Genomic DNA, 23482 nt, shown 5'->3' with positions numbered 1-23482 from the left:
GATACGAAAAAGAGTTATATATGGTAAAATGAAGAAAATTTGTCGTAGAGACACCAAGCTTTGGTGGGAGGTTTCTAATGGATAGAATTAAGGAAGTCGATGTATTACTTGAAAAGGCCATATTAGTTGGCGTAAATTTACGAAATGATGAGCATTTTGATTATTCTATGGAAGAGCTCCAAAATTTAGCAGAGGCCTTGCATGTGGAAGTAGTAGGCGTTGTCACGCAAAATTTGGAGCGTGTTACACCGTCTCATTATGTGGGGACAGGTAAAATAGAAGAAATCAAAAATTTTTATGAAGAAGCGCAAGCAAATCTTGTTATTTTTAATGATGAATTGTCGCCTTCTCAAATTCGTAATTTAGAGCGTGATTTAGCAACGAAGGTTATTGATCGAACAATGCTTATTTTAGATATTTTTGGAAGACGTGCAAAAACACGAGAAGCACAAATGCAGGTGGAATTAGCTCAGTTACAATACATGCTACCTCGCTTAGTGGGTTTACATGCCTCTCTAAGTCGTCAGGGCGGTGGTACTGGAGGCGGCTTTAAAAACCGTGGTGCTGGTGAAACGAAGCTTGAATTGGATCGACGAAAAATTGAAGATCAAATTGCTAAAATTAAAAAGGATCTTGAGCACGTTAAAGAGCAACGAGAAACACAACGTAAACAGCGTCGAAAAAATGCACTCCCAGTTGTATCAATTGTCGGCTATACAAATGCGGGTAAATCAACCATTATGAATCAGTTGCTTACCCAAATAGGGCAAGAAGAACATAAACAGGTTTTTGAAAAGGATATGCTTTTTGCTACACTTGAAACTTCAGTGCGTCAAATTGAACTACCCGATAAAAAGACATTTTTACTGACAGATACAGTTGGTTTTGTTAGTAAATTACCCCACCATTTAGTAAAAGCGTTCCGATCCACATTAGAAGAAGCGCGAGATGCTGATCTTTTACTCCATGTTGTTGATGTTTCAAATGCAGAGCATGGATTTATGACGGATGTGACAAATGAAACGCTGAAGGCGGTTGGAGTAGAAGACATTCCAACAATCTATGTTTACAATAAGGCTGATATAGCAGATGTTCCTTACCCTGTAGTCAGCGGTGATAATATGTGGATTTCAGCAAAACAAGGGATCGGTTTAGAGGAATTAATACAATTGATTCGTCAACATATCTTTTCTCATTATGTGACGTGTGACATGTTAATTCCTTATGACCAGGGCAATGTTGTTTCTTATTTAAATGAATATGCCTCTGTTTTTAATACAGCCTATGAAGAGGGCGGTACATTATTGTCGCTTGAAGTAAAAGCAGCAGATTATGCCAAGTACCAACAATATGTTGTTAATTAAAAAAATGTAGATTACCCAAAGCATGCCAAAGGATTTTTGGCATGCTTTTTGTGATTAGTGGGAATAGTAGAATCTAGAACTACATGACAGGGCTTCGTAAATTTTATAGACACAATAGTGTGAATTTGTATAATAAGTAAAAAATCTGAATTTTAAATATGTTAGAATAATTTAAAGCTTTTCTGTCAGTTTTCTGAAAACAAAGAATGAGAAAACTTAGATATATCAAAGGATTTATTTTTTTATGCTATAATCAATCAGAATTTATAGAAAAATGACAAATTTTCAACATTTTTTAAAACTCTTGCTAAAGATAATAAAACGCTTTAGTATGATGAAACAAAGTTTTTTTATCCTTAAATTAGGGTAGTAATGTTTTTGGAGAATAATTTTTATTTGGGAGAGGGTATTGTATGTCTAGTAAAGATGAAGTTGTAAAATCTGTCCCTCAAAATGGCTTTGTTGGACACCCTAAAGGGCTCTTTACTTTGTTTTTCACGGAATTTTGGGAACGTTTCTCGTATTATGGAATGCGAGCAATTCTCATCTTCTTTATGTATTATGAATTGAATGAGGGTGGCTTAGGTCTAGACCGCGGAACAGCGAACTCTATTATGGCCATCTATGGCTCACTTGTTTATATGTCTGGTATTATAGGTGGCTGGATTGCCGACCGAGTTTTAGGAACACGTAGAACCATTTTTTATGGTGGAGTGTTCATTATGATCGGTCACTTACTGCTAGCATTGCCTGGCGGAGTGACTATGTTATTTGCTTCAATGGCATTTATCGTCATGGGTACAGGTTTATTAAAGCCAAACGTTTCAAGTATTGTTGGGGACATTTATGCTGAAACAGATAGCCGCCGTGATGCAGGTTTTTCTATTTTCTATATGGGTATTAATATGGGGGCATTCATTGCACCATTTATTGTCGGAACAATTGGACAAAAGTATAGCTTCCATCTTGGCTTTGGTTTAGCTGGTCTTGGAATGTTTGTTGGTTTAATTGTCTACAAATTAACAGAGAAAAAGTATTTAGGCTTAGCAGGATTACAAGTTAATAATCCATTAAAGCCTGAAGAACGTAAAAAAGTCTTTACACAATTCGGAATTGTAGCCTTACTTATAATCATTTTAGGTGCTATTGGTATTAAAACGGGTACATTAACAATGAATGTATTCAGTTTTATTATTACGGCTCTAGGTGTATTAATTCCAACTGTGTTCTTCATTTATATGTATCGCAGTGAAAAAACAACGAAAGATGAGAAGTCTCGCCTACTTGCGTATATTCCATTATTTTTATCAGCGGTGATGTTCTGGGCTATTCAAGAACAAGGGGCAACAATTTTAGCTACGTATGCAGATGAGCGTACTCAGTTAAGTATTGGAGGCATTCAGCTTCAATCTTCATGGTTCCAGTCGTTGAATCCTTTATTTGTCATAACATTGGCACCATTATTTGCGATGCTATGGCTTAAATGGGGGGACAAGCAACCAACTACACCACGTAAGTTTTCATATGCATTGTTTTTTGCAGGTCTATCATTCTTAGTAATGATGATTCCAGCACACTTATCTGGTGGAGAAACGTTAGTAAGTCCTTTATGGCTAGTCCTGTCATTCTTCCTAGTAGTGGTTGGTGAGTTATTATTATCACCAGTTGGTCTATCTGCTACAACAAAATTGGCACCGCAAGCCTTTGCAGCACAAACTATGTCATTATGGTTTTTAACAAGTGCCGCAGCACAAGCAATTAATGCGCAATTAGTAAAGGTTTATGAAGTTGTAAGCGAATTCACATACTTCGGCTTCTTAGGTTCATTATCTATTGTGGTAGGAATTATCATATTAGTACTTTCACCGATTATTTCAAAAGCGATGAAGGGTATTAATTAAAAGAAAGATGCAAGTACAGTTTGATTAGTAACTGTACTTGCATCTTTTTTTGCTATCTAAATAAAAGTCTATCTAAGAAATTTAGAGTGAAATATATTATCGTAAGTAGTTAATTTATTGAATGTGGGTATAAGTTTCTATGTAGATAATAATCATTTTCGTTATAATAGTCTTAATAATATGAAAATTTAAGGGGTTGGAAGCCATGAAAGAAGAGTTAGATTATTTGAGGCCAAGGTTAATGGAGATTTTTACGTATTTACATGCAAATCCTGAAATTAGCTGGCATGAAGTAGAAACCACCAATTATATAGTTGAGCTATTAACACAGGAAGGATTCTCTCCTATACGGTTTAAAAATTCCACAGGTCTATACGTCGATGTTGGCCATGGATATCCAAAAGTGGGATTAAGAACAGATATAGATGCCTTATGGCAGGAGGTCGATGGGCATTTCCGTGCAAATCATTCCTGCGGTCATGACGGACATATGACGATGGCCATTGGTACGCTATTACTTTTAAAAGATTTACAGCAATCATTTAATGGTACAATTCGTGTTATTTTCCAACCGGCAGAAGAAAAGGGAACTGGAGCGTTATCTGTTTTAGAGGAAGGCGTTATAGATGACTTAGATTATTTATTTGGTGTTCATGTACGACCTGTCCATGAGCTAGAGGATGGTACGTATTGTGCTGCGCTTTATCACGGTGCCTCTCGCTTGCTTGAGGGAGAGATTATAGGGGAGGATGCCCATGCTGCAAGGCCTCACCTAGGCATTAATGCTATTGAAGTAGGGGCAACAATCATTGAAGATTTAAGAACTATTCATACTGATCCTATGGTGCCAGTGTCTGTTAAGATGACGAAATTTCATGCTGGTGGAGATTCGGGCAATATTATTCCTGGTAATGCATCGTTTACGATTGATATTCGTGCCCAGCAAAATAATGTAATGGATGATTTAGCGCAAGGGGTAAAGCGTGTTATAGATTCTTCTAAAATCTTGCATAAGGTGCAGATTGAATTACGCACTGTTGCGAATATTGTAGCCGCTGAAGTCGACACAAGTGCACAATACATGATGGAGCAGGCCATTATACAGGCTGTGGGATTATCGAATTTAAGAAAGCCAGTTCATACACCTGGTGGAGAAGATTTTCATCACTATGCTGTGCAACGACCACATTTAAAAACAACGATGCTTGGCTTGGGCTGTGGTCTTACACCGGGATTGCATCATCCAAAAATGAAATTTAAACAAGCAAGACTTGTCACGGGAGTTGAAATTCTAACGAGGGCAGTACTGCTAGCATTGGATTCAGGGCAGACAAAGGAGGCGTCAGCATAATGTTAGAGCAAGTGCGTATTCAGAAAGTAATGACACCGGTAGAAATTGCAGAGGTCCAAAAATTGAATGTAGAAATATGGGGTAGCCAAGCAATTCCCTCCCATCAATTACTAGCAGCTGTACAAAATGGTGGGTTAATAGTAGGGGCATATTTAGGAGAAAAGCTAATTGGCTTTAACTATTGCTTCGTGGGTTATCAAGGTGGCGAAATGTACTTACATTCGCACATGATTGGTGTAGAAAATGCATATCGTGAACAAGGTGTAGCTGAATTATTGAAGCACGCGCAACAAGAATATGCAAAAGAACATGGTTTTCAGCTTGTCCGTTGGTTAATTGAACCGTTAGAAGTACGTTTAGCTAATCTAGCGTTTCTAAAACTAAATGCCACTAGCTATCAATATGAAAATGATTACTATGGCCCGCTCCATGATGATTTTAATGAAGGACTACCTTCAGATAGGTTAGTCGTTGAATGGTGGATCGAGCGTGACCAAATGACAGATAGCCTTGATGAATTAGAAGAAATGGCGGAGGAGATTGTACCGTGGACATTAACCGTCGATGGCTTACCTGCGCTTGATGTGGAAAATACATTTCAGATGGAGCAGTCCTTTTACAAGGATGCCTATCTCTTACCGATCCCACAATCTTTACAGAAAATGAAAGTAGAGAGTCCAAAACTTGCAGAGGATTGGCGTTATAAAATACGCACAATCTTAACTACATTATTTAATCAAGATTATGCCATTGTACGTATCAAGAAGCACCCAGAATATGTTCATAGCTATCTGTTAGTCAGACGCTCCTTATTAGCCTTATAATAAGGATAAGGAGTGAATATCGTGAGATTAGAAAAGATAACGTTAAGGCACTTAAAAATGCCCATGAAAGCACCATTTACAACGAGCTTTGGCACAGTCGATGAAAAAGAGCTGTTATTAGTAGAAGCAAGAGATGAATCAGGAATTACAGGATGGGGAGAAACCGTTGCTTTTGTAGCACCTTGGTATACAGAAGAGACATTAAAGACCACATGGCATATGCTACAGGATTTTTTGATACCCATCTTGTTACATAAAGAGATCGGGCATCCAGATGAGGTCAATTCGTTATTTGCCCCTATTCGTCGAAATTGTATGGCGAAGGCTTCGATAGAGGGTGCTGTATGGGACATCTATGCTCAACTAACGAAGCAATCACTTGCACAGGCATTAGGTGGCCAAAAGCAGCGTATTGAAGTCGGAGTCAGTGTAGGTATCCAGCCTTCCACTGCGCAATTAATAGAGGTAATAAAAAGTCGTATTGAAAAGGGTTACAAAAGGGTGAAAATAAAAATAAAGCCTGGCTATGATGTTGAGGTAGTACGAGCAATCCGTGCGGAACTACCAGACTTACCTTTGATGGTGGATGCAAACTCTGCTTATACATTAGAGGATATAAATATACTTCAGCAGCTGGATGACTTTCGTTTATTAATGATTGAACAACCATTAGCTACGGATGATATTGTCGATCATGCAACATTACAGAAAAAGTTAAAAACGCCAATTTGTTTAGATGAAAGTATCACATCTTTTGAGGATGCCAGACGAGCGATTGAGCTTGGGAGCTGTGGTGTCATTAACATCAAGATTGGACGAGTAGGTGGTTTAACAGAAGCGAAACGAATTCATGATTTATGTAAAGCGAAACGAATTCCAGTTTGGTGTGGTGGTATGTTAGAAGCAGGGATCGGACGAGCACATAATATTGCCTTAACATCGCTTAGTCATTTTATTTTACCTGGTGATACTGCAGGTTCTAGTCATTATTGGTATGAAGATATAATTGATCCTGAAGTAGTAGTGAAAGATGGTTATATTGAGGTGTCGCAGTCAGTTGGTATTGGGTATTCGCCTAATATGACTATTATTGATAAGTTAACGATTAGTACAGAGGTCTATCAATAAAGCATTAGTAAGTCAATAAAGGAAAAACGAGGAGAGAACTGATTGAAAAAAAGCTTGCAAGTAGGTGGGGCCTATGTAGGAATCATCGTTGGAGCTGGATTTGCATCAGGACAGGAAATTGTCCTCTATTTTACAAGCTATGGCTTTCAAGGCGTATATGGTGCGCTGTTAGCCATGGTTGGCTTCTCTATTGTTGGCATGTGTATTGCTCAAGTGAGCTCAAGACTCCGCACAGCCTCACATAAGGATTTGATTTATCAAATTTCAGGGAATACGATTGGCTTTGTGTTGGATTTTGTATTATCTCTCTTTTTATTTGGTGTAGCCGTGATTATGTTTGCTGGTGCGGGTGCAACATTTCAGCAAATGTTTGGACTACCTATTTGGCTAGGGAGTATTTGTATGATTTTACTTACAGTAGCTACGGTCATGATGGATGTCAAAAGCATTATTAATATCATTGCCCTTGCCACACCCTATCTACTAACAATTGTCTCTATTATCGCAATCTATGCTATAGCAACGATGGACCTTACCTTTGTAGAGCAGGCAGTTATTGCCCAACAGGTTCAAGTAAGTGCAAACAGTTGGTGGGTGACGGCCTTACTGTATATGTCATTCAATGTAGGGGTTAGCTTTTCTTTACTAACGGTTATGTGTGGTTCTATAAGAAATGCCAAAGTTGCTGGCATGGGTGGCATAATTGGTGGCATTTTGTTAGGCGCTTTAATTTTACTTGTTAATTTTTCCCTTCTAGCAAAAATGAATATCATTGTTGGATTAGATATTCCAATGCTAGCCTTAGCAAATGAAATTCATCCTATAGTGGGCCTTTTAATGGCAATTTCCCTTTTGGGGATGATTTATAATACGGCCGTAGGAATGCTCTATTCTTTCATGGTAAGGTTTTTCGAGCCTAGTAAAGCTAGCTTTAGAGTAGCAGTTATTTTTATAGGTGGTCTCGGATTTCTAGCGAGTCTTGTAGGATTCACGACACTAGTCGCAAAGCTGTATGCAGTCATGGGCTATGTAGGTTTGGTGTTAATTATATTTATTGTTTCTGCGTGGTTAAGAGGTACGAGGAAGATTATTTAATAAAAAAAGGTAATTGAGAGCTAGCTTTTGTTCTCAATTACCTTTTTGTTTGGATAAAAAATTTGTAGAAATAGTGAATTATTTCAGTTGTAAAGTTTAGCGAACTTACTGATATTTTGTTTATCAGACACGTTTTTTAGTTAATACTCAATAAAACGAGAATAATTCTCAATTGTTGGTTGACTGAGAATAAAATCATGCTTATAATGGGAAACGTGAGTAATGATAATCATTTTCACTAGAAAGTGAATTACACACAAAAATGAAATCTACCGGGGATTACTATGAAAATAAGATATCTTTTAACAGCAACGATTGTGCTGTCTATTGTGTCGCTATTTATCGGAGTAATAGATATTAAGCCTAGCGACCTATTAGACTTTCAATCAGAAGAAGCTAGACTATTTTTAATTAGTCGTGTACCTAGACTTGTTGCTATTTTGCTAGCAGGTGCAGGTATGAGTATTGCTGGTTTAATTATGCAAAGCTTAAGTAGGAATAAGTTCGTATCGCCAACAACAGCGGGTACATTAGATGCCACGCGGTTGGGTGTATTGATTTCCATGATGTTCTTTACGAATGTCACGTATTTCCAAAAAATTTCCTTCGCTTTCATATTTGCTTTAGCCGGCACATTACTATTTATGCAAATATTAAACCGAATTAAGTTTAAAGATGCGATTTTTATACCGCTTATTGGCTTAATGTATGGAAATATTTTGTCCTCCGTTACAACATTCTTTGCGTACAAGGCGAATATTATCCAGAACATTTCTGCATGGTTACAAGGAGATTTCTCATTAATCATGAAAGGCCGTTATGAACTGTTATACATAAGTGTGCCAGTACTTATTTTAGCTTACATTTACGCAAATCGTTTTACTGTAGCTGGGATGGGAGAGGATTTTGCAAAAAACCTTGGTCTATCCTATAAATTTGTGGTGAATTTAGGCTTAGTGTTGGTAGCCCTTATCTCCACAACAGTGGTGTTAACAGTCGGTGTCATTCCTTTCCTTGGTTTGATCATTCCAAACATAATTTCACTGTTTAAAGGTGATAATTTGGCAAAAACCTTGCCACATACAGCATTACTTGGTATGTCATTTTTATTATTCTGCGATATTTTGGGACGTGTACTGATTTTCCCTTATGAAATACCAATTAGTATGACTGTTGGTGTAATTGGAAGTGCCATCTTCCTATTCATGTTGTTTAGGGGGAGAGCATATGCGTAATCGTACAAAAATGTTCATTTTACTAGGTCTTGCCGTAATAGCCATTTTATTGTATTTATTTTGGGCATTAAATGGTAACTATCATTATGCTTTTCCACGTCGTGTCATAAAGGTAGTAGCGATGTCGTTAACAGGTATAGCTATTGCCTATTCAACAGTAGTTTTCCAGACAATTACCCATAATCGTATTTTAACGCCAAGTGTCATGGGATTAGATGCTTTATATATGTTGATTCAAACATTCATCTACTTTTTCTTTGGCTCTACATCCATATTAGTCATTAATATTTACTATAATTTCACGCTTGCTATTGTAGTGATGATTATATTCGCTTTAATTTTTTACCGAGTATTATTTAAAGAAGGAAAGCGACCGATTTATTTTTTACTGCTTGTCGGAATGATTGTTGGTACGTTTTTAGGAAGTATTACGACGTTCTTCCAAGTATTAATCGATCCTAATGAGTTTTTAGGTTTACAAAGTAAAATGTTTGCAAGCTTTAATAATGTCAATTCAGATCTAGTTTGGCTAGCAGGTGTTATCATTTTAATAACGTTTGCATATGGTGCTCGCCACATGAATCAATTAGACGTGATGTCCTTGGGACGAGATACAGCGATTAATTTAGGTGTACCTTACGATAAGTTGGTACAACGTATGTTGATTTTAGCTTCGATCTTGATTGCCGTTTCGACGGCGCTCGTTGGGCCGATCACATTCTTTGGTTTAATTGTTGCAAATTTATCGTATCAGTATTTCAAAACATACAAGCATTCTATTTTGATTACTGGCTCCTGTGTCATGAGTATTATTGCTTTAATCGGTGGACAGTGGATGGTTGAACGTGTATTTGGTTTCAGTACTACACTTAGTGTCATTATTAATTTTGTGGGTGGGGTTTACTTCATCTACTTATTATTAAGAGAAAGTAGGTCAGCAGGATGATTCAAGTCAAAGAAATTACGAAGTTTTTTGGGAAAAAGCCTGTCGTTCAAGATGTAAGTGTTGACATTGTTTCAGGAAAAATCACATCTTTTATTGGACCGAATGGTGCAGGAAAGTCCACGCTACTTTCAATGGTAAGCCGTTTACTGAATGCAGATACTGGCGAAGTACTACTCGATAAAGCAGATGTACGTCGTTGGAAATCAGATGATTTTGCCAAGCGTGTCTCGATATTAAAGCAATCAAACTTTATGAATGTCCGTCTAACCATTCGTGAGCTTGTATCCTTTGGTCGTTTCCCTTATTCAAAAGGAAACCTAAAGCCTGAAGATGAAGAAAAAGTGGACGAAGCTATTCGCTACATGAATTTAGAAGATATGCAACAAAGTTATTTAGATGAACTATCAGGCGGTCAACGTCAGCGTGCTTTTATTGCAATGGTTATTGCGCAGGATACAGAGTATATCTTACTGGACGAGCCATTGAATAATTTAGATATGAAGCATTCTGTCCAGATTATGAAGATTTTACGTAAACTTGTTGATGAGTTAGGGAAAACAGTGGTCATCGTATTACATGATATTAATTTTGCCTCTGTTTATTCTGATAATATCGTGGCATTGAAAGATGGCCGTGTAGTTAAAAACGGTCCTACAAATGACATTATTAACTCAGATGCATTGAAGGAAATCTATGATATGGATATCCCTGTTCAAGAACAGGATGGCTGTCGAATTTGTGTTTATTTTAATTCGTAAAAATAGTTATCGATGGATCAACCATCAATTGACTATCAAATAAATTATTTAAAGGAGAATTTTACAATGAAAAAATGGAAATTACTTACGGTATTAATGGCAATGATGCTATTAGTATTAGCTGCTTGCGGTTCAAAAGACGAAGCAAAAGAAGAAGATAAAGGGACTTCAACTGACAAACCGGCTGAAGAACAAAATGAAGAATCATCAGTATACCCACTAACAATTCCTGGAAGCACAGTTGAAGGTCGTGATAGCACTACTACATTTGAAGAAGTAAAACTTGATAAAATGCCAGAAAAAGTTGTCGTTTTTGATAATGGTTTCCTAGATACATTAGATGCTTTAGGTGTTAATCCTACTGCTGTAGTACAAGATTCATTACCAGCTTACTTAAGCAAATATAAAGATAGCACTTATGTAAATGCAGGTACATTATTCGAACCTGATTATGAAAAACTATCTGAAATCAACCCTGATATTATTTTCATCTCTGGTCGTGCATCAGCAGCTTATGCTGAATTATCTAAAATTGCACCTACTGTATACGTTGGTGTAGATAACAATAACTTCTTAGAGTCATTCAAAGCTAATACAGAATTAGCAGGTAAAATCTTTGGTAAAGAAAAAGAAGCAGCAGATGCAATTGCTGCCTATGAAGCAAAAGTAGAAGAAGTAAAAGCAAAAGCAACTGCAACAGAAGAAAAAGCATTAATCGTTTTAGGTAGTGAAGGTTCATTATCTGTATTTGGTCCTGGTTCACGTTTCGGTGTGATTCATGATGTATATGGTGTAAAAGCTGTAGCTGAAGCTGGCGGATTTAAAATTGAGTCTCATGGTGATAATGCAAGCTTTGAGTTCGTACGTGAGAAAAACCCAGATATTTTATTCGTTATTGACCGTGACGCTGTTGTAAATGAAAACGGTGAGTCAGGTACAAAAGCAGCAATTGAAAACGAAATCGTAAGTGCTACAAATGCTGTGAAAAACAGTAAAGTATTCTACTTGGATCCGGAAGTTTGGTACCTTTCAGGTGGCGGTTTACAATCAGAAACACAAAAAGCTGAAGATGTGTTAAAGGCGTTTAACTAATATGTTTGTACAAATTAAACGTATCGTTGTGACGGAAGGTAATTCGGATAAGGTTGTGGAACGCTTTGGTGCTAAGCCAAACAGTCCATCATTACTTGAACAACAACCTGGTTATATTGATAAACAGGTTCTTGTAAAAAAAGTTCGCCGCGGTGATGAGGAAGTGCTAGTGATGGTTCGTTGGGAATCAGAAGAAGCATGGAAAAATTGGGAGAAGAGCCCTGAGCATATTGCTGGTCACAAGGCAAGCGCAGGAAAGCCAAAGCCTGATCATATCATTGAAAGCGGACAAGAAGTTTATTATGTAAAAGGTTAATAGCCTTAAGGTGTCTCAAGAGATTGAGGCACCTTTTTTAATACATATAAAAGCAGGTCACGTTGATGATGGTGACCTGCTTAACTATATTTTAATGTTTAATTGATGTTTTTCGCCACCCACTAAATGTTGAATCCATATTAAAGGATATCGTGCTCTCATTGATGGACAATCCTGAAATGCTTGTATTTCCTTGCTCATCAAAATGATCTTGAGTCGTCGTCTCCATTTCTAGCCCTCTAGCATTGATGATGGTGTATTTTGGTGTCATATAGACAGAAGGTGAATCTAGGTTTAATCCAAAGGTAAAAGGATTGACAGATGCCAGACTGGATAAATTTTCGGTCGAAACTCTTATAATGCCATGCTGCTCCATATAAAGATCCCTTTTTTGTTGGAATGTATCCTCAAATCCAGGAATATCACTAATAAGATTTGATAAGGTTGAAATACCTTGATATGCAGCTAAAGTTTCTTGATAAGCTTTTAACTCGGATTGAATAATGATTTGCTCCATTCGATGTTGATCAATTGTAGGCTGTTTAATTGTAATTTCTTCAGCTGAGACAGAGATATTACATGAAAAAGTAGCCGTAAGTATGAAAATAGTTTCATTTAATGCATTTTTCAATATTAAATCACTCCCAGTACAAAAGAATTTATTGTTCACTAATGTTTAATTTATTGCTATAAAATCTTTTGTTCTAATAATACAGATATTGTAGTAATATTAAGTTCCATTAATTGGTATATTAGGTAATTAGGACAGAAACAAACATACAGAAAATAATATTTATTTCAAACCGTAAGTCCTGATCTCCTTATTTGTAAATTAAATATGTATAAGACAGTACAGATAGTCATTTACTAGTACTTTCATTTATTTTACATAGCAGTAGTATATTGAGCAGGATAAAAATCTTGCTATAGTTAAAATTACTAATCCTCGAGTTACTATAAGCGTAACATCTGTTAGAACGCCATTTCAAGGGTAAGTTTACGCCACTTTAGTGGCGGTGCTTAGTTCTCTACCGCCATTTTTTTAGTAATTATTAGCAAAAATCTGGCGTGATTTGCATGAATAACGCCATTTTTTGGCGGTCTCTATCTCTAAAAAGGAATTAATGCTTTTATATGGCTTACCTAATTATGTTACTAGTATTAATTCCCACTAATCTATATAATATCTAGTAATATGCTAGAGAGGAGAGAGGACTATTGAACGGTTTAGATGAACGTATTAATGAATCATTAGACATTCTTATAGAAAATGAGACATTACTGGGACATGAGCTACAATTACTGTTAAAAAGCTTTAAAGAAGAAAAAACAGCCAGAGGTTTTTCCTTTGGTAAGTTATGTTTTTGGCATTATGAAGCATTTTCTGACGGAGTAAATGAAGAAATCTATAAAGTAGCTGCAGCAATTGAACTTTTAATACTTTCCTTTGATATTATTGATGATATACAGGATAAGGATTCAGATTATATTTGGAGTAAAACACCTGAGTTATCATTAAACGTTGCCTTAGCAATGCTGATCATGGCATCTAAAGCAATCGATGACACTTCCTTTGAGCATAAACAAGTTGCTATAAGGCTACTTGAGAAATACGCGTTACAAAGTATAAATGGTCAACAACTAGATTTACTAAATAATTGCCGCGATGAAGAATCCTATGTACAAATGATAACTCAGAAATCTGGCTCTTTAACAGCAATGGGTTGTTTGATCGGCGAAGTACTTGCAAAAGGGGAAGTTTCTAAAGAAGTAGAGGAGTATGGGAAATACATAGGTATTATCCAGCAAATTAAAAATGATATACAAGGCTTGAAAGTGTGGGGCCCTAAAAATGACCTGCTAAACAAGAAATATTCTTTGCCTATTATCTACCTTTTAACCAAGAAAAATGATATTTCAAATTCTGTTGCCAGCTATTATAATGATGATATAGTTACAGTTTTAGATAAAAATGCAACAGAAAATGAGTTGACAAATAGTGGGGCAATACGCTATGCCATCACAATAAAAAATGTTTACAAGTTTAAAGCCTTGAATTACCTTGAAAATGTAGAGATAAACGAATTAGGTAAAATATATCTGCAAGAATTAATGAAATGAGGAGAGATTAGTATGATTAATGTAATCCAGTATTTAGAACAAAATCCTAGCCTAGTTGGACTATTAAAAGAACAAAAAGCCTCATTAATTGGGATTTCACCTGTTGAACAAAAAGCAATTCTAGAAGCATTTAGCGGAGAGATGATTGCAGAAAGTGATGTTTGGAACTAAAAACATTGCGTAGTAAATTATTTTGGCCAGCTATAATTCTCTATTTAATTATCGGCTTTTATTTAAATTATGTGAATTATAGCGCGCCATATATTGATATTGAGGTAGAAAAAGAAAATGGTCAGTGGGTAGTAACTCAACTTGATTATAAAGACTGGGCGGACAGTCAAAATATAGCCATTGGTGATGTTATTTTAAAGGTAGATGAACGTCCAATTGACCATTTAAATCAGCTGAAGTATAAATCCAAAATATTATCAGCTAATGATTTAACAGTCATGAAGCCAAGTGGAAGTTTAATAAACATACATATTAGACACTTAGATATTCCTCAGCAATTTTTATATATATTTTTTGTTCCGGCGTGTTATTATTTTTTGACGTTATTCATTGCGTTTTATTTACATTTCAAGCAAAGGAATTCAAAGTTAGCAGACTTACTTATTCTTTTTATGTTAAATGTTTCATTAGCTTACGTTAGCAGTGGTGTCTCTGGTAGGTTAGATGCGATCGGTATTATCGTCAATCGTAGTAGTATGGTGTTATGTTTAGTCCTATTATTACATTTTTTAAGAAATTACTTTTTATTTGTGAAAACGAATTGGGTATTTATGGATAATATCAAACTCTTTTATGTTTTCCCCATAATCGCTTTTATACTAGGTTTTACGGGCACTATTTATCCTGCTGCTAACGATATTCTTTCCAATATTGTATTAGCCATGTTTCTTCTTCTACTTGTGATTATCCTTAGTATTTTACTAATAAGCTATTTCAAATACAGCTCACCACAGTTGAAAATTTTATTGAATAGTATATTAATACCGTTTCTACCATTTCTTTTTTTATATGCACTCCCACAAATTCTTTTTCATACGTACATTCTTTCAGCTGAAATTTGCTCATTATTTTTATTGCTTATACCTTTTAGCTTTATCTTTACACAACTAACGGAAAGGTTATTTGATATTGAGTATCATATTACAAGATTACGCTATTATGTCATATTCTCTTTAAGCTTTACGTTATGGATTACTATGGGACTGTATTTTATTGCAGGACAGTATTTAACTATGACTGTCATGTCAGGAGTAGCACTTTTTACATTTTCATCATTAGTAATTCTCTTTTACGTAAAAGAAAAGGTTGATTATCGAAAACGGAAAATACTATTTTCTACAAAAGGTGACTATATTCATCAACTATATACTGCTGTAGATAAAATTGGTAAAACCATTAAAATCGACGAGCTTTTAGAGAAATTTGCTTATGAAGTTTCTATGCATCTTGAGTTAGAGGATGTTTTTGTCATAACATATAACTATGTTACGAATGAATTCTTAACGATGGCTGGAGAAAGTTTTACGATTCATCCTGATACGATGGAAGAGTTGAGATTAGGAGAAATAAGAAAGATAGACAGAGTTTATGTAGCCTTTCTCCATCAAGACGCACATTATAAAAGAGCATTAGTGCTTGGGCATAACAATACGATTCATTTAAAAGATGAGGAGCTTTTATGGCTTGAATTGCTCCTATTGTATGTAAATAATTTTATTGAAAATACAAAGATGGTGGAAGAACTGATAGAGGAACTAAAGCATATGAAACAGGCTGACGATGGTCAGTTACCATGGCTAAATAAGCTATTATGGTTAAGGTTTGAAGAAGAAAAATACCAGTTAGCTCAAGAGTTACATGACACCAATTTACAAGAGCAACTCCATATTGCACGAGAAGTGGATGTCCTTGTCAATGCAAAGAATACATCGGATATTCAAGAGCAACTTGCTAAAATTCATAAACAAATGCTTGTCTCTTTATATGAATTGCGGAGCTATTGTGAAAATCTAAAGCCTCCTCTATTGGACACTTTAGGTTTAAATGCTGCATTAGAAAAGTTAATTCGAAAAGTTCAAGAAAGAGCTAACTTTGTGCTCATTTATACAATTGATCGTCTTTATTTAGAGGATGAGCGCATGAATTTAATGATTTATCGATTGTTTCAAGAACTACTGAATAATGCTTTAAAGCATTCCTATGCCGCATCCGTTGAAATCCATTTAAAAGAGATGAATGATGGCTTTGAAATTATTTATAATGATGATGGAGTAGGCTGTAACGTAGAGGATATTATTGTAGCGGAGTCTATGGGTATTCGAGGTATGCAGGAGCGTGTAAAAGCATTTAATGGGCAATTTTATATTGACGCTCACATAAACAAAGGAATGTCTATTAGAATAATAGTGAAAGAAGGGAGTGAAACACTTGATTACAATGCTCATAGTGGATGATCACCCAATAGTATTAGAGGGAACTAAAAACTTATTTCAAGAGAATGATGATATTATCATTGATACGGAAAGCGATGCTACTTGTGTTATTCAAAGAATAAAAAATAAGCCATATGATATCTATTTGATTGATATCAATATGCCACTCGAAAATGGCATTAACTTAGCCCGTAATATTAAAGCTTTTCAGTCAAACGCTGCAGTTATCCTCTATACAGGTGATGATATCACGGATTATTACCCGCTTATTTTGGAAAGGAAAATAGAAGGCATTTTAGCTAAAACGGCCTCTAAAGAGCAGATTTTACGAACAGTAAGAGCCATTGCAAATGGAGAAATAGTTTTACCTAAAAATTTCTTGGATTTTTTGGATGATAAATTTAAACTGCAAAATGCAAAAGATATTCATTTAAATGAAAAGGAAAAGAAAATTTTAAGACTGATCGCAGAGGGCCATACAAATAAAGCCATCGCGATTGAATTGAACATTCCTCAGCGAACAACTGAGAGATATTTGACACAACTCTTTTCTCTGCTCAATGTAGATTCACGAACAGAGGCTGTAAATCTAGCTGAAAGAATGAATTTACTCTGAACTATTTCTATGCTATACTCTTGGTATATTTTTCAATAAAAAGGGAGCTTTCTGGGAGTTTACTATCCTAAATATTACCTTAGTAAAATAAAACCATATTTATATGAGAAATAACCTATAAAATACTAGGGACACCGCCAAAAAAGTGGCGGTGTTTTTTTGTGACCGCCAAATCACGCCAGATTTTCACTTAAACCACGCCAAAAAATTGGCGTAAACCCGAAGTTGAAAAGACGGTGTAAGTACTGGTACGCTTAAATTAACGGTGGTTAAGTAGATTTGCTTTAGTGAGTAATAGACAATTGATTTAATTAGAATAAGCAGCCTGACTATCTATGAATAAAGTAGCGTTAGTAGATTGTAGAATGTTACTAGCTAGTCAATATACTTCACCATAAAACTTTATAAAGGTAGGCGTGTATTGTGAAAGTAGAACTTGAAAATTTGTTTTCCGTAGATGAAACTAGTCAAGATCAAGTTATTAACGTTTATAATCGTCATGGTATTGCGATTGGTGCGCCTGAAATTAGAAAAAGAAATTTAAAAACAAAGTTTAATCCTATTTTTACATTAAATGAAGATGTAACATACGAACAGGTAACAGCTTTATATAAATCATTAGAACGCGAATTTGGTATTGTTTCAATAGGAGAACGTTTTTACTTTGAATTTTCAGATATGGAATATGAACGGGCACCATTATTTACTTTAAATTCAACAGGTAATTCACCAGAAATGTTCTTAGAGGACAAAGGGACATTATTTTCTTTAAGCACACACTGTAAATACTGTGGTCTAATGGATAAAGAGCAGTTATCACCTATAGTCATTGATACTACACAAATGAAGGATCGCCATTTAGTCCATGTAAATGGTTATTGGGTTGCTTCTGAGGCACTAGCATCACTCATGAAAAAGGAAGATTTAGAAGGCTTTGAACTTTTAGAGGTTATCCATCAAGGACCTGAAGAAGGGAAGCAACTAGCTTATCAAATTATTCCTGTGCAAGTGCTGCCTGAATGTAGCAAGGATAGAGTAAAATTATATTTTGCAACGGAACAACCTCCATGTAGCTGCGGCTTAAATGGCGTGATTAATGGTCCTGATACCTATGAGCATGAAGATTTAAAGCACTTAAAAGGCGATGTATTTTACTCAGCTGAATGTAGTCATGATGGAAGATATCTTTATAGAAAGACTTTGTTCAGTAAAAGATTTAGAGAAACGATTATAAAAAATGGTATTTCTCGTGAAGTTAGAGGAGAAAAGGATTCAAACTTTGGCCCAAAAGATTGGCTATTTGATCCTGTGTTAATCAAGTAAACGAAGTGGAACAAAAAAGGAAAAGGGAGTGTTTAGGATGTTTAGAAAAATACTACCTATAGTAGCCATTTTGTTTATTATTGCATTGGCTATTTCCGATTATTTTAACAAACCTGAAGAAGAATCCATCCATGTTTATCAAGAATACGAAGGTGCTAACCTTTCTTAAAACGAGAGTCTATATTTCGCTCAAAATAGACTTATTTATGCTATGATGTGAAGATCATAGCATGAATGTTTTTGAGGTGAAGGAATGAAAAAATGGGCATATCCATTAGCGATTTTAACGCTAATTGTATTTTTCGTATTAAGAGCTACTTATCAAAGCGAGTTCATGAATACACTTGACGCAAAGATGGCGGAGATCTTTTTTGGTAATCGATTTATAGAGATCTTTCATTATATAGGAGAGCCTAAATTTGTTGTCGCTGTCGCAGTAGTCTTAATGGTGTATTTAGCTTGGAAGGCAAAAAATTATCGAGCCATGCTATTTGTTGTGTTAACTTTTGCAGCGGGCAATGTTTTGAATCAATTACTAAAAAAATGGATCCAACGACCACGTCCTGAAGTGGAGAACCAACTGACATCCTTTAGCTTTCCATCTGGACATGCTATGACGGGTATTCTGTACTTATTCACAATCGCCTATATTTTCGCCGAGAATAATAGTAAAGGTCGAAAAATTGTGCTGTGGCTAGGTGCAACAATTCTAATGGTACTCATTGGATTATCACGTATTGCAGGAGCTCGACACTTTGCTACGGATGTGCTTGCAGGTTGGAGTATGGGATATACTTGGTTTATCATCTGTGTCATCTGGTATGAACGTCGTAAAAAATCATTTCAATCAAACCATAAATAAAAAAGTATAAGTAGTATCAGAATGAACTGATACTGTCTACAAAAGGAATCGAGAAATTTAATCTCGATTCCTTTTTACATGTTTCGGTCCTTTTTATAAGCATTTCTTTAAATTTCTTACAACATCTAAGTAACGAGTTTCTTCACAGTCATGACAGCAAGATAAGCAAAATGTCTCTGTCTTTGCTATTTTTGATTATCTTCTATGTAGAAGTAGATTGAAGTAGAGGCAGTGACTCTCTCAGAAAGAATGTGCTCACGGTTTTTATATACTAATGAATGAGCATGATTTTCCTATTGTAAAGAATGATATTTACCTTATAAAAAAGAATTGCGTATAGGAAACTTCTAAGTTAAGATGAGTACAATAATAAAAAGAGAAAAGGAAGAAGGGAATGGACGGAAATGTTTTACTGGCACTAGGGTTGACTCTTTTTGCCGGACTTGCAACGGGTGTAGGTAGTTTAATCGCCTTTTTTACATCAAGAACAAATACAAAATTTTTATCATTTGCATTGGGCTTTTCAGCAGGGGTCATGATATATGTATCCCTTGTAGAAATTTTTGTTAAAGCGAAAGATGCTTTAACCGACGCATTAGGCACAACAAATGGCTATTGGATGACAATCCTCGGATTTTTTGGCGGGATGTTATTTATTGCTTTAATAGATAAATTTATTCCTAAGGCTACTAATCCTCACGAAGTAAAGCTAGTTGAAGATGTGAATGCAGTGAAGCCTCAGGTCAATGAAGAGCATTTGATGAAGATGGGTATTTTTACAGCTCTCGCTATTGGCATTCATAATTTTCCTGAGGGCATTGCTACATTTATGTCAGCTATTAATGACCCAAATGTGGGGATTGCTATTGCTATTGCAGTAGCCATTCATAATATTCCTGAAGGCATTGCTGTATCAGTCCCTATTTACTTTGCAACGGGCAATCGTCGAAAAGCTTTTAAGTTATCTTTTTTATCAGGATTAGCAGAGCCTGTCGGTGCACTAGTAGCATTTTTGCTCCTTATGCCCTTTTTAACAGATGTAATGTTTGGCATTGTGTTTGCTGGTGTTGCAGGCATTATGGTTTTTATTTCATTAGATGAATTATTACCTGCAGCGCAAAGATACGATGAAACACATTTATCCATGTATGGTCTAGTAGGAGGAATGGCTGTCATGGCCATTAGTTTAGTATTATTAGCATAATTAAAATAGGAAAAGGGAGTCATCTAAAGTGGCTCCCTTGTTATTTTTCTATATTGTAGGAACAGCCTTTTTTGATCCCACAAGCTCTTGTACACTATTAAGACAATCTTGAAATGTAGTAAAAGGTTTATATGGAATATGAAGCTCCTCGCAGCGCTGAACGAGATGATCTCTAGCAAGAACAATATCTGCTAGTTTAGCTGCCTCAAAATCAGAAAGAGAGTCACCAATCACAATTTTAAAATGATCCTCCTCCGCAACCTTCCGCATCACGCTAGGTTTACAGCAGCCACAGCCTTGTGTGCTATATTTAGCACATTCCTCGTCACAGCTATTTGGATAGATTAGTTCTATTTGTTCACCCGAAAAATCGGCTTTATTACAGTAGATGCCCGAAAAAGGACCATATTTTTCAACTAGAGGCTCAATGAAAAAATCAACACCACCACTTACAATATAAAATGGTATGTTGTGGTCTTGAGCATAGCGAACAAAATCCCCAAAGCCCTCACGAATTACTGCTGAATCCATAAGATATTGAATTACTTCATCTTTTTGTTGAGTAGAGAGTAGATGAAACATAGCGGAAAGCCCATCTTTAAATGAAATGGTTTGTTCCATCATGGCTTTGGCAATTTTTTCAGATTCCTCTCGTACAAATTCAGTCATCAATGAAAAGATATTATCAGTTTCTGTTATCGTGCCATCGAAATCACAGAATATAATTGGTTTCAAGATAGTTCCTCCTTAGAAAAGCACTTATAAAGTATCTTTTTCTATACTTCTATCATATTAGTTTTATAAGTACTTGCTTTCAAGAAAAAACGCCTACTAGGATAGTAGACGTTTCAAACATTTATTGCTTATTGACTTGCACACCATGTTCATCCGCTTTTGTTAAAATTACTTGATGCTCTGGGAATTGCTTTGTCATTAACTGAACAAAGTCAGAAGCATTAGCAGAAGGAATAATGGAAATCAACGTTGGCCCAGCGCCACTTAAAGCGGTACCGTATGCACCGTTAGCTTTTGCAGCAGTACGAATTTCTGCATAGGCAGGAATTAGCTTTGCACGAAACGGTTCATGGAATAAATCAGCCTCCATATAATGACCAGCACGCTCGAAATCACGTGCCATTAAGGAAGCTGCTAACATATTCGCATTTGCAGAAGCACAAACAGCATAGGCGCGATTTAATTGTTCTGGTAAAACAGAACGAGATTCGCTCGTTTTGAGCTCAACATCTGGTACGTATACCACAAATGATGCCTCAATATCATTGATATGAAATGTATCGACAATTCCGTTGTCATCCATTGAGGAAATGGTTAATCCCCCTAAGACAGAAGCGGTTGCGTTGTCTGGATGTCCTTCAATCTGTGAGGAGAGATTGAGCTTATCTTGAACAGTTAAACCAAGTTCACATACTTGATTAGCAAGCTCAATACCTGCCACAATCACAGCTGCACTACTTCCAAGGCCACGTGCTAATGGAAGTTCACTAGCCATCTCGACACGGCAAGCAGGTAGTTGCTGATTATATTGATCTGCAATTTTTTTAGCAATGACGTATAGTAAGTGTTCTTCAAGCTCAAACTCTTTAGGACCATTATCATCGAGATGGATAATATTCCATTGATCTTGTAAAGTAACGGTAAGCTTTAAGTAAAGAGACAAGCCGAGTCCTATCGAATCAAAGCCTGGCCCTAAGTTGGCTGTGCTTCCAGGAACTGAGATTTGCCATACTTTACTCATAGTACACCCTCGATATATGCACGAATTTCTTCTTCATCATTTTTAAGGGACACTACTTCTACAGTAGAAACGTTCATAGCTGTATCAGGATCTTTTAGTCCGTTCCCAGTGAAGATTGTGACAACTTTTGCACCCTGTGGTATTTTTCCGTTTTCAACTGACTTAATAACACCTGCTAAAGAAGCAGCTGAGCCAGGCTCAACGAAAATACCTTCTGTACTTGCGATTAATTTATAGGCAGTTACAATTTCTTCATCTGTAACAGAATCGATGATACCACCAGATTCATCACGAGCTGCTTCTGCCAATTTCCAACTAGCAGGGTTACCAATTCGGATGGCTGTTGCCACTGTCTCAGGATTAGCAATAGGTTCTCCTTTGACGATAGCTGCGGCACCTTCAGCCTCAAAGCCATACATTTTTGGTAGACCGCAATTTTTCGCTGCATGGTATTCTTTAAAGCCTTTCCAGTATGCAGTAATATTCCCTGCGTTACCTACTGGAATACACAAATAATCAGGTGCTGTACCTAAGCCATCTACAATTTCAAAAGATGCCGTTTTTTGACCTTCAATACGATATGGATTGACAGAGTTTACAAGTGCGACAGGAGTCGTTTCACTTACTTGGCGAACAATATTAAGGGCATCATCAAAGTTGCCGTCAATTTCGATGATTTTTGCACCATACATGGTAGCTTGAGCAAGTTTACCAAGAGCGACTTTTCCTTTAGGGATAACAACGATGGATTGAATACCAGCGCGTGTTGCATAAGCTGCCGCAGCTGCAGAAGTATTTCCTGTAGAGGCACAAATAACGCACTGACTCCCATCTTCAATAGCCTTTGCAACGGCAAATACCATCCCTCGGTCTTTAAATGAGCCTGTCGGGTTTGCACCTTCAATTTTTCCGTAAAGCTCAATGCCTAGTTTCTTAGATAAATTCACTAAATGTATAAGAGGCGTATTGCCTTCGTTTAAAGTTAAAGCAGGTGTGTTTTCAGTTACGGGTAAAAATTGTTTATATTCTTCAATAAGGCCTTTCCACATAACGATACGATCTCCTTTTGTTCTTATAGGAAGAACAGTTGTTTTTGTATAAAAGACATTTTAACGCAAATCGTACTATTATTTCAATAGCATTTCA

23 protein-coding genes are annotated in these 23482 nt (G+C 36.1%); 19 read left to right on the top strand and 4 right to left on the bottom strand.

The features are described 5' to 3' along the window. Positions 1–77 precede the first annotated feature (77 nt). The 11 genes from hflX (at position 78) to V6670_RS20815 (ending at position 12010) form a co-directional block, all read left to right on the top strand. A complete protein-coding gene (gene hflX / locus V6670_RS20865; protein WP_338652018.1) occupies positions 78–1364 on the top strand; it encodes a GTPase HflX in 1287 nt (428 codons plus the stop codon). Positions 1365–1777: 413 nt separating this feature from the next. Next, positions 1778–3265, top strand: a complete 1488-nt coding sequence (locus tag V6670_RS20860) for a peptide MFS transporter (RefSeq protein WP_141904269.1) — start codon at positions 1778–1780, stop codon at positions 3263–3265. A gap of 205 nt (positions 3266–3470) precedes the next feature. Further along, a complete protein-coding gene (locus tag V6670_RS20855; protein ID WP_036128409.1) occupies positions 3471–4616 on the top strand; it encodes a M20 peptidase aminoacylase family protein in 1146 nt (381 codons plus the stop codon). Beyond that, positions 4616–5440, top strand: coding sequence for a GNAT family N-acetyltransferase (locus V6670_RS20850; protein ID WP_338652017.1), 825 nt, complete (start codon positions 4616–4618; stop codon positions 5438–5440). The genes V6670_RS20855 and V6670_RS20850 overlap by 1 nt, the downstream gene beginning before the upstream one ends. A 21-nt stretch (positions 5441–5461) precedes the next feature. After that, the gene (menC, locus tag V6670_RS20845) at positions 5462–6568 is read left to right on the top strand and encodes an o-succinylbenzoate synthase (RefSeq protein ID WP_141904271.1); all 1107 of its coding nucleotides are present in this window, start codon (positions 5462–5464) and stop codon (positions 6566–6568) included. Positions 6569–6610: 42 nt separating this feature from the next. Further along, entirely contained in the window at positions 6611–7663 is a 1053-nt protein-coding gene (locus tag V6670_RS20840) for a membrane protein (protein ID WP_036128403.1), read from the top strand. Between the two features lie 284 nt (positions 7664–7947). Next, on the top strand, positions 7948–8898 hold the full coding sequence (locus V6670_RS20835; protein ID WP_036128401.1) for an ABC transporter permease: 951 nt from the start codon (positions 7948–7950) through the stop codon (positions 8896–8898). Beyond that, positions 8891–9844, top strand: a complete 954-nt coding sequence (locus V6670_RS20830) for an iron chelate uptake ABC transporter family permease subunit (RefSeq protein WP_036128399.1) — start codon at positions 8891–8893, stop codon at positions 9842–9844. Before V6670_RS20835 ends, V6670_RS20830 begins: the two co-directional genes overlap by 8 nt. Next, complete coding sequence (locus V6670_RS20825; protein ID WP_036128397.1) at positions 9841–10602, top strand: ABC transporter ATP-binding protein; 762 nt, start codon at positions 9841–9843, stop codon at positions 10600–10602. The genes V6670_RS20830 and V6670_RS20825 overlap by 4 nt, the downstream gene beginning before the upstream one ends. A gap of 66 nt (positions 10603–10668) precedes the next feature. Beyond that, positions 10669–11694 (top strand): siderophore ABC transporter substrate-binding protein, encoded by a 1026-nt coding sequence (locus V6670_RS20820; RefSeq protein WP_036128395.1) that lies wholly within the window; start codon positions 10669–10671, stop codon positions 11692–11694. 1 nt (position 11695) lies between these two features. After that, positions 11696–12010, top strand: coding sequence for an antibiotic biosynthesis monooxygenase (locus V6670_RS20815; RefSeq protein ID WP_036128393.1), 315 nt, complete (start codon positions 11696–11698; stop codon positions 12008–12010). A gap of 91 nt (positions 12011–12101) precedes the next feature. On the opposite strand, the gene V6670_RS20810 is transcribed toward V6670_RS20815, so the two are convergent. Further along, on the bottom strand, positions 12102–12641 hold the full coding sequence (locus V6670_RS20810; RefSeq protein ID WP_338652016.1) for a hypothetical protein: 540 nt from the start codon (positions 12639–12641) through the stop codon (positions 12102–12104). 587 nt (positions 12642–13228) lie between these two features. Here V6670_RS20810 and V6670_RS20805 point away from each other — a divergent pair. The 8 genes from V6670_RS20805 to zupT all read left to right on the top strand — a co-directional run bounded on the left by V6670_RS20805 (position 13229) and on the right by zupT (position 20580). Beyond that, positions 13229–14131 (top strand): polyprenyl synthetase family protein, encoded by a 903-nt coding sequence (locus V6670_RS20805; protein WP_338652015.1) that lies wholly within the window; start codon positions 13229–13231, stop codon positions 14129–14131. Positions 14132–14143: 12 nt separating this feature from the next. Further along, positions 14144–14302 carry a competence pheromone ComX gene (gene comX, locus V6670_RS20800; RefSeq protein WP_141904275.1) on the top strand — a complete coding sequence of 53 codons (159 nt, stop codon included), beginning with the start codon at positions 14144–14146 and terminating at the stop codon, positions 14300–14302. Then, positions 14293–16596, top strand: coding sequence for an ATP-binding protein (locus V6670_RS20795; protein WP_338652014.1), 2304 nt, complete (start codon positions 14293–14295; stop codon positions 16594–16596). Before comX ends, V6670_RS20795 begins: the two co-directional genes overlap by 10 nt. After that, complete coding sequence (locus tag V6670_RS20790; RefSeq protein ID WP_338654711.1) at positions 16580–17191, top strand: response regulator transcription factor; 612 nt, start codon at positions 16580–16582, stop codon at positions 17189–17191. Before V6670_RS20795 ends, V6670_RS20790 begins: the two co-directional genes overlap by 17 nt. A 423-nt stretch (positions 17192–17614) precedes the next feature. Beyond that, a complete protein-coding gene (locus V6670_RS20785) occupies positions 17615–18514 on the top strand; it encodes a hypothetical protein (RefSeq protein WP_141904277.1) in 900 nt (299 codons plus the stop codon). 37 nt (positions 18515–18551) lie between these two features. After that, a complete protein-coding gene (locus V6670_RS20780) occupies positions 18552–18683 on the top strand; it encodes a hypothetical protein (protein WP_338652013.1) in 132 nt (43 codons plus the stop codon). A gap of 84 nt (positions 18684–18767) precedes the next feature. Further along, positions 18768–19376: a phosphatase PAP2 family protein gene (locus V6670_RS20775; protein ID WP_338652012.1), complete on the top strand. Its 609-nt coding sequence runs from the start codon at positions 18768–18770 to the stop codon at positions 19374–19376. Positions 19377–19770: 394 nt separating this feature from the next. Continuing rightward, a complete protein-coding gene (zupT, locus tag V6670_RS20770) occupies positions 19771–20580 on the top strand; it encodes a zinc transporter ZupT (RefSeq protein ID WP_338652011.1) in 810 nt (269 codons plus the stop codon). A 48-nt stretch (positions 20581–20628) separates the two neighbouring features. Here zupT and V6670_RS20765 read toward each other — a convergent pair whose 3' ends face one another. The 3 genes from V6670_RS20765 to thrC form a co-directional block, all read right to left on the bottom strand. After that, positions 20629–21315, bottom strand: a complete 687-nt coding sequence (locus tag V6670_RS20765; RefSeq protein ID WP_338652010.1) for an MtnX-like HAD-IB family phosphatase — start codon at positions 21313–21315, stop codon at positions 20629–20631. 121 nt (positions 21316–21436) lie between these two features. Then, positions 21437–22336 carry a homoserine kinase gene (gene thrB, locus V6670_RS20760; protein WP_338652009.1) on the bottom strand — a complete coding sequence of 300 codons (900 nt, stop codon included), beginning with the start codon at positions 22334–22336 and terminating at the stop codon, positions 21437–21439. Next, positions 22333–23385 carry a threonine synthase gene (gene thrC / locus V6670_RS20755; RefSeq protein WP_338652008.1) on the bottom strand — a complete coding sequence of 351 codons (1053 nt, stop codon included), beginning with the start codon at positions 23383–23385 and terminating at the stop codon, positions 22333–22335. Before thrC ends, thrB begins: the two co-directional genes overlap by 4 nt. Positions 23386–23482 lie beyond the last annotated feature (97 nt).

The sequence above is a fragment of the Lysinibacillus sp. Y5S-8 genome, assembly GCF_036894365.1.
GTDB lineage: Bacteria > Bacillota > Bacilli > Bacillales_A > Planococcaceae > Lysinibacillus > Lysinibacillus fusiformis_D.
This window is presented reverse-complemented; position numbering and strand designations above follow the sequence as displayed.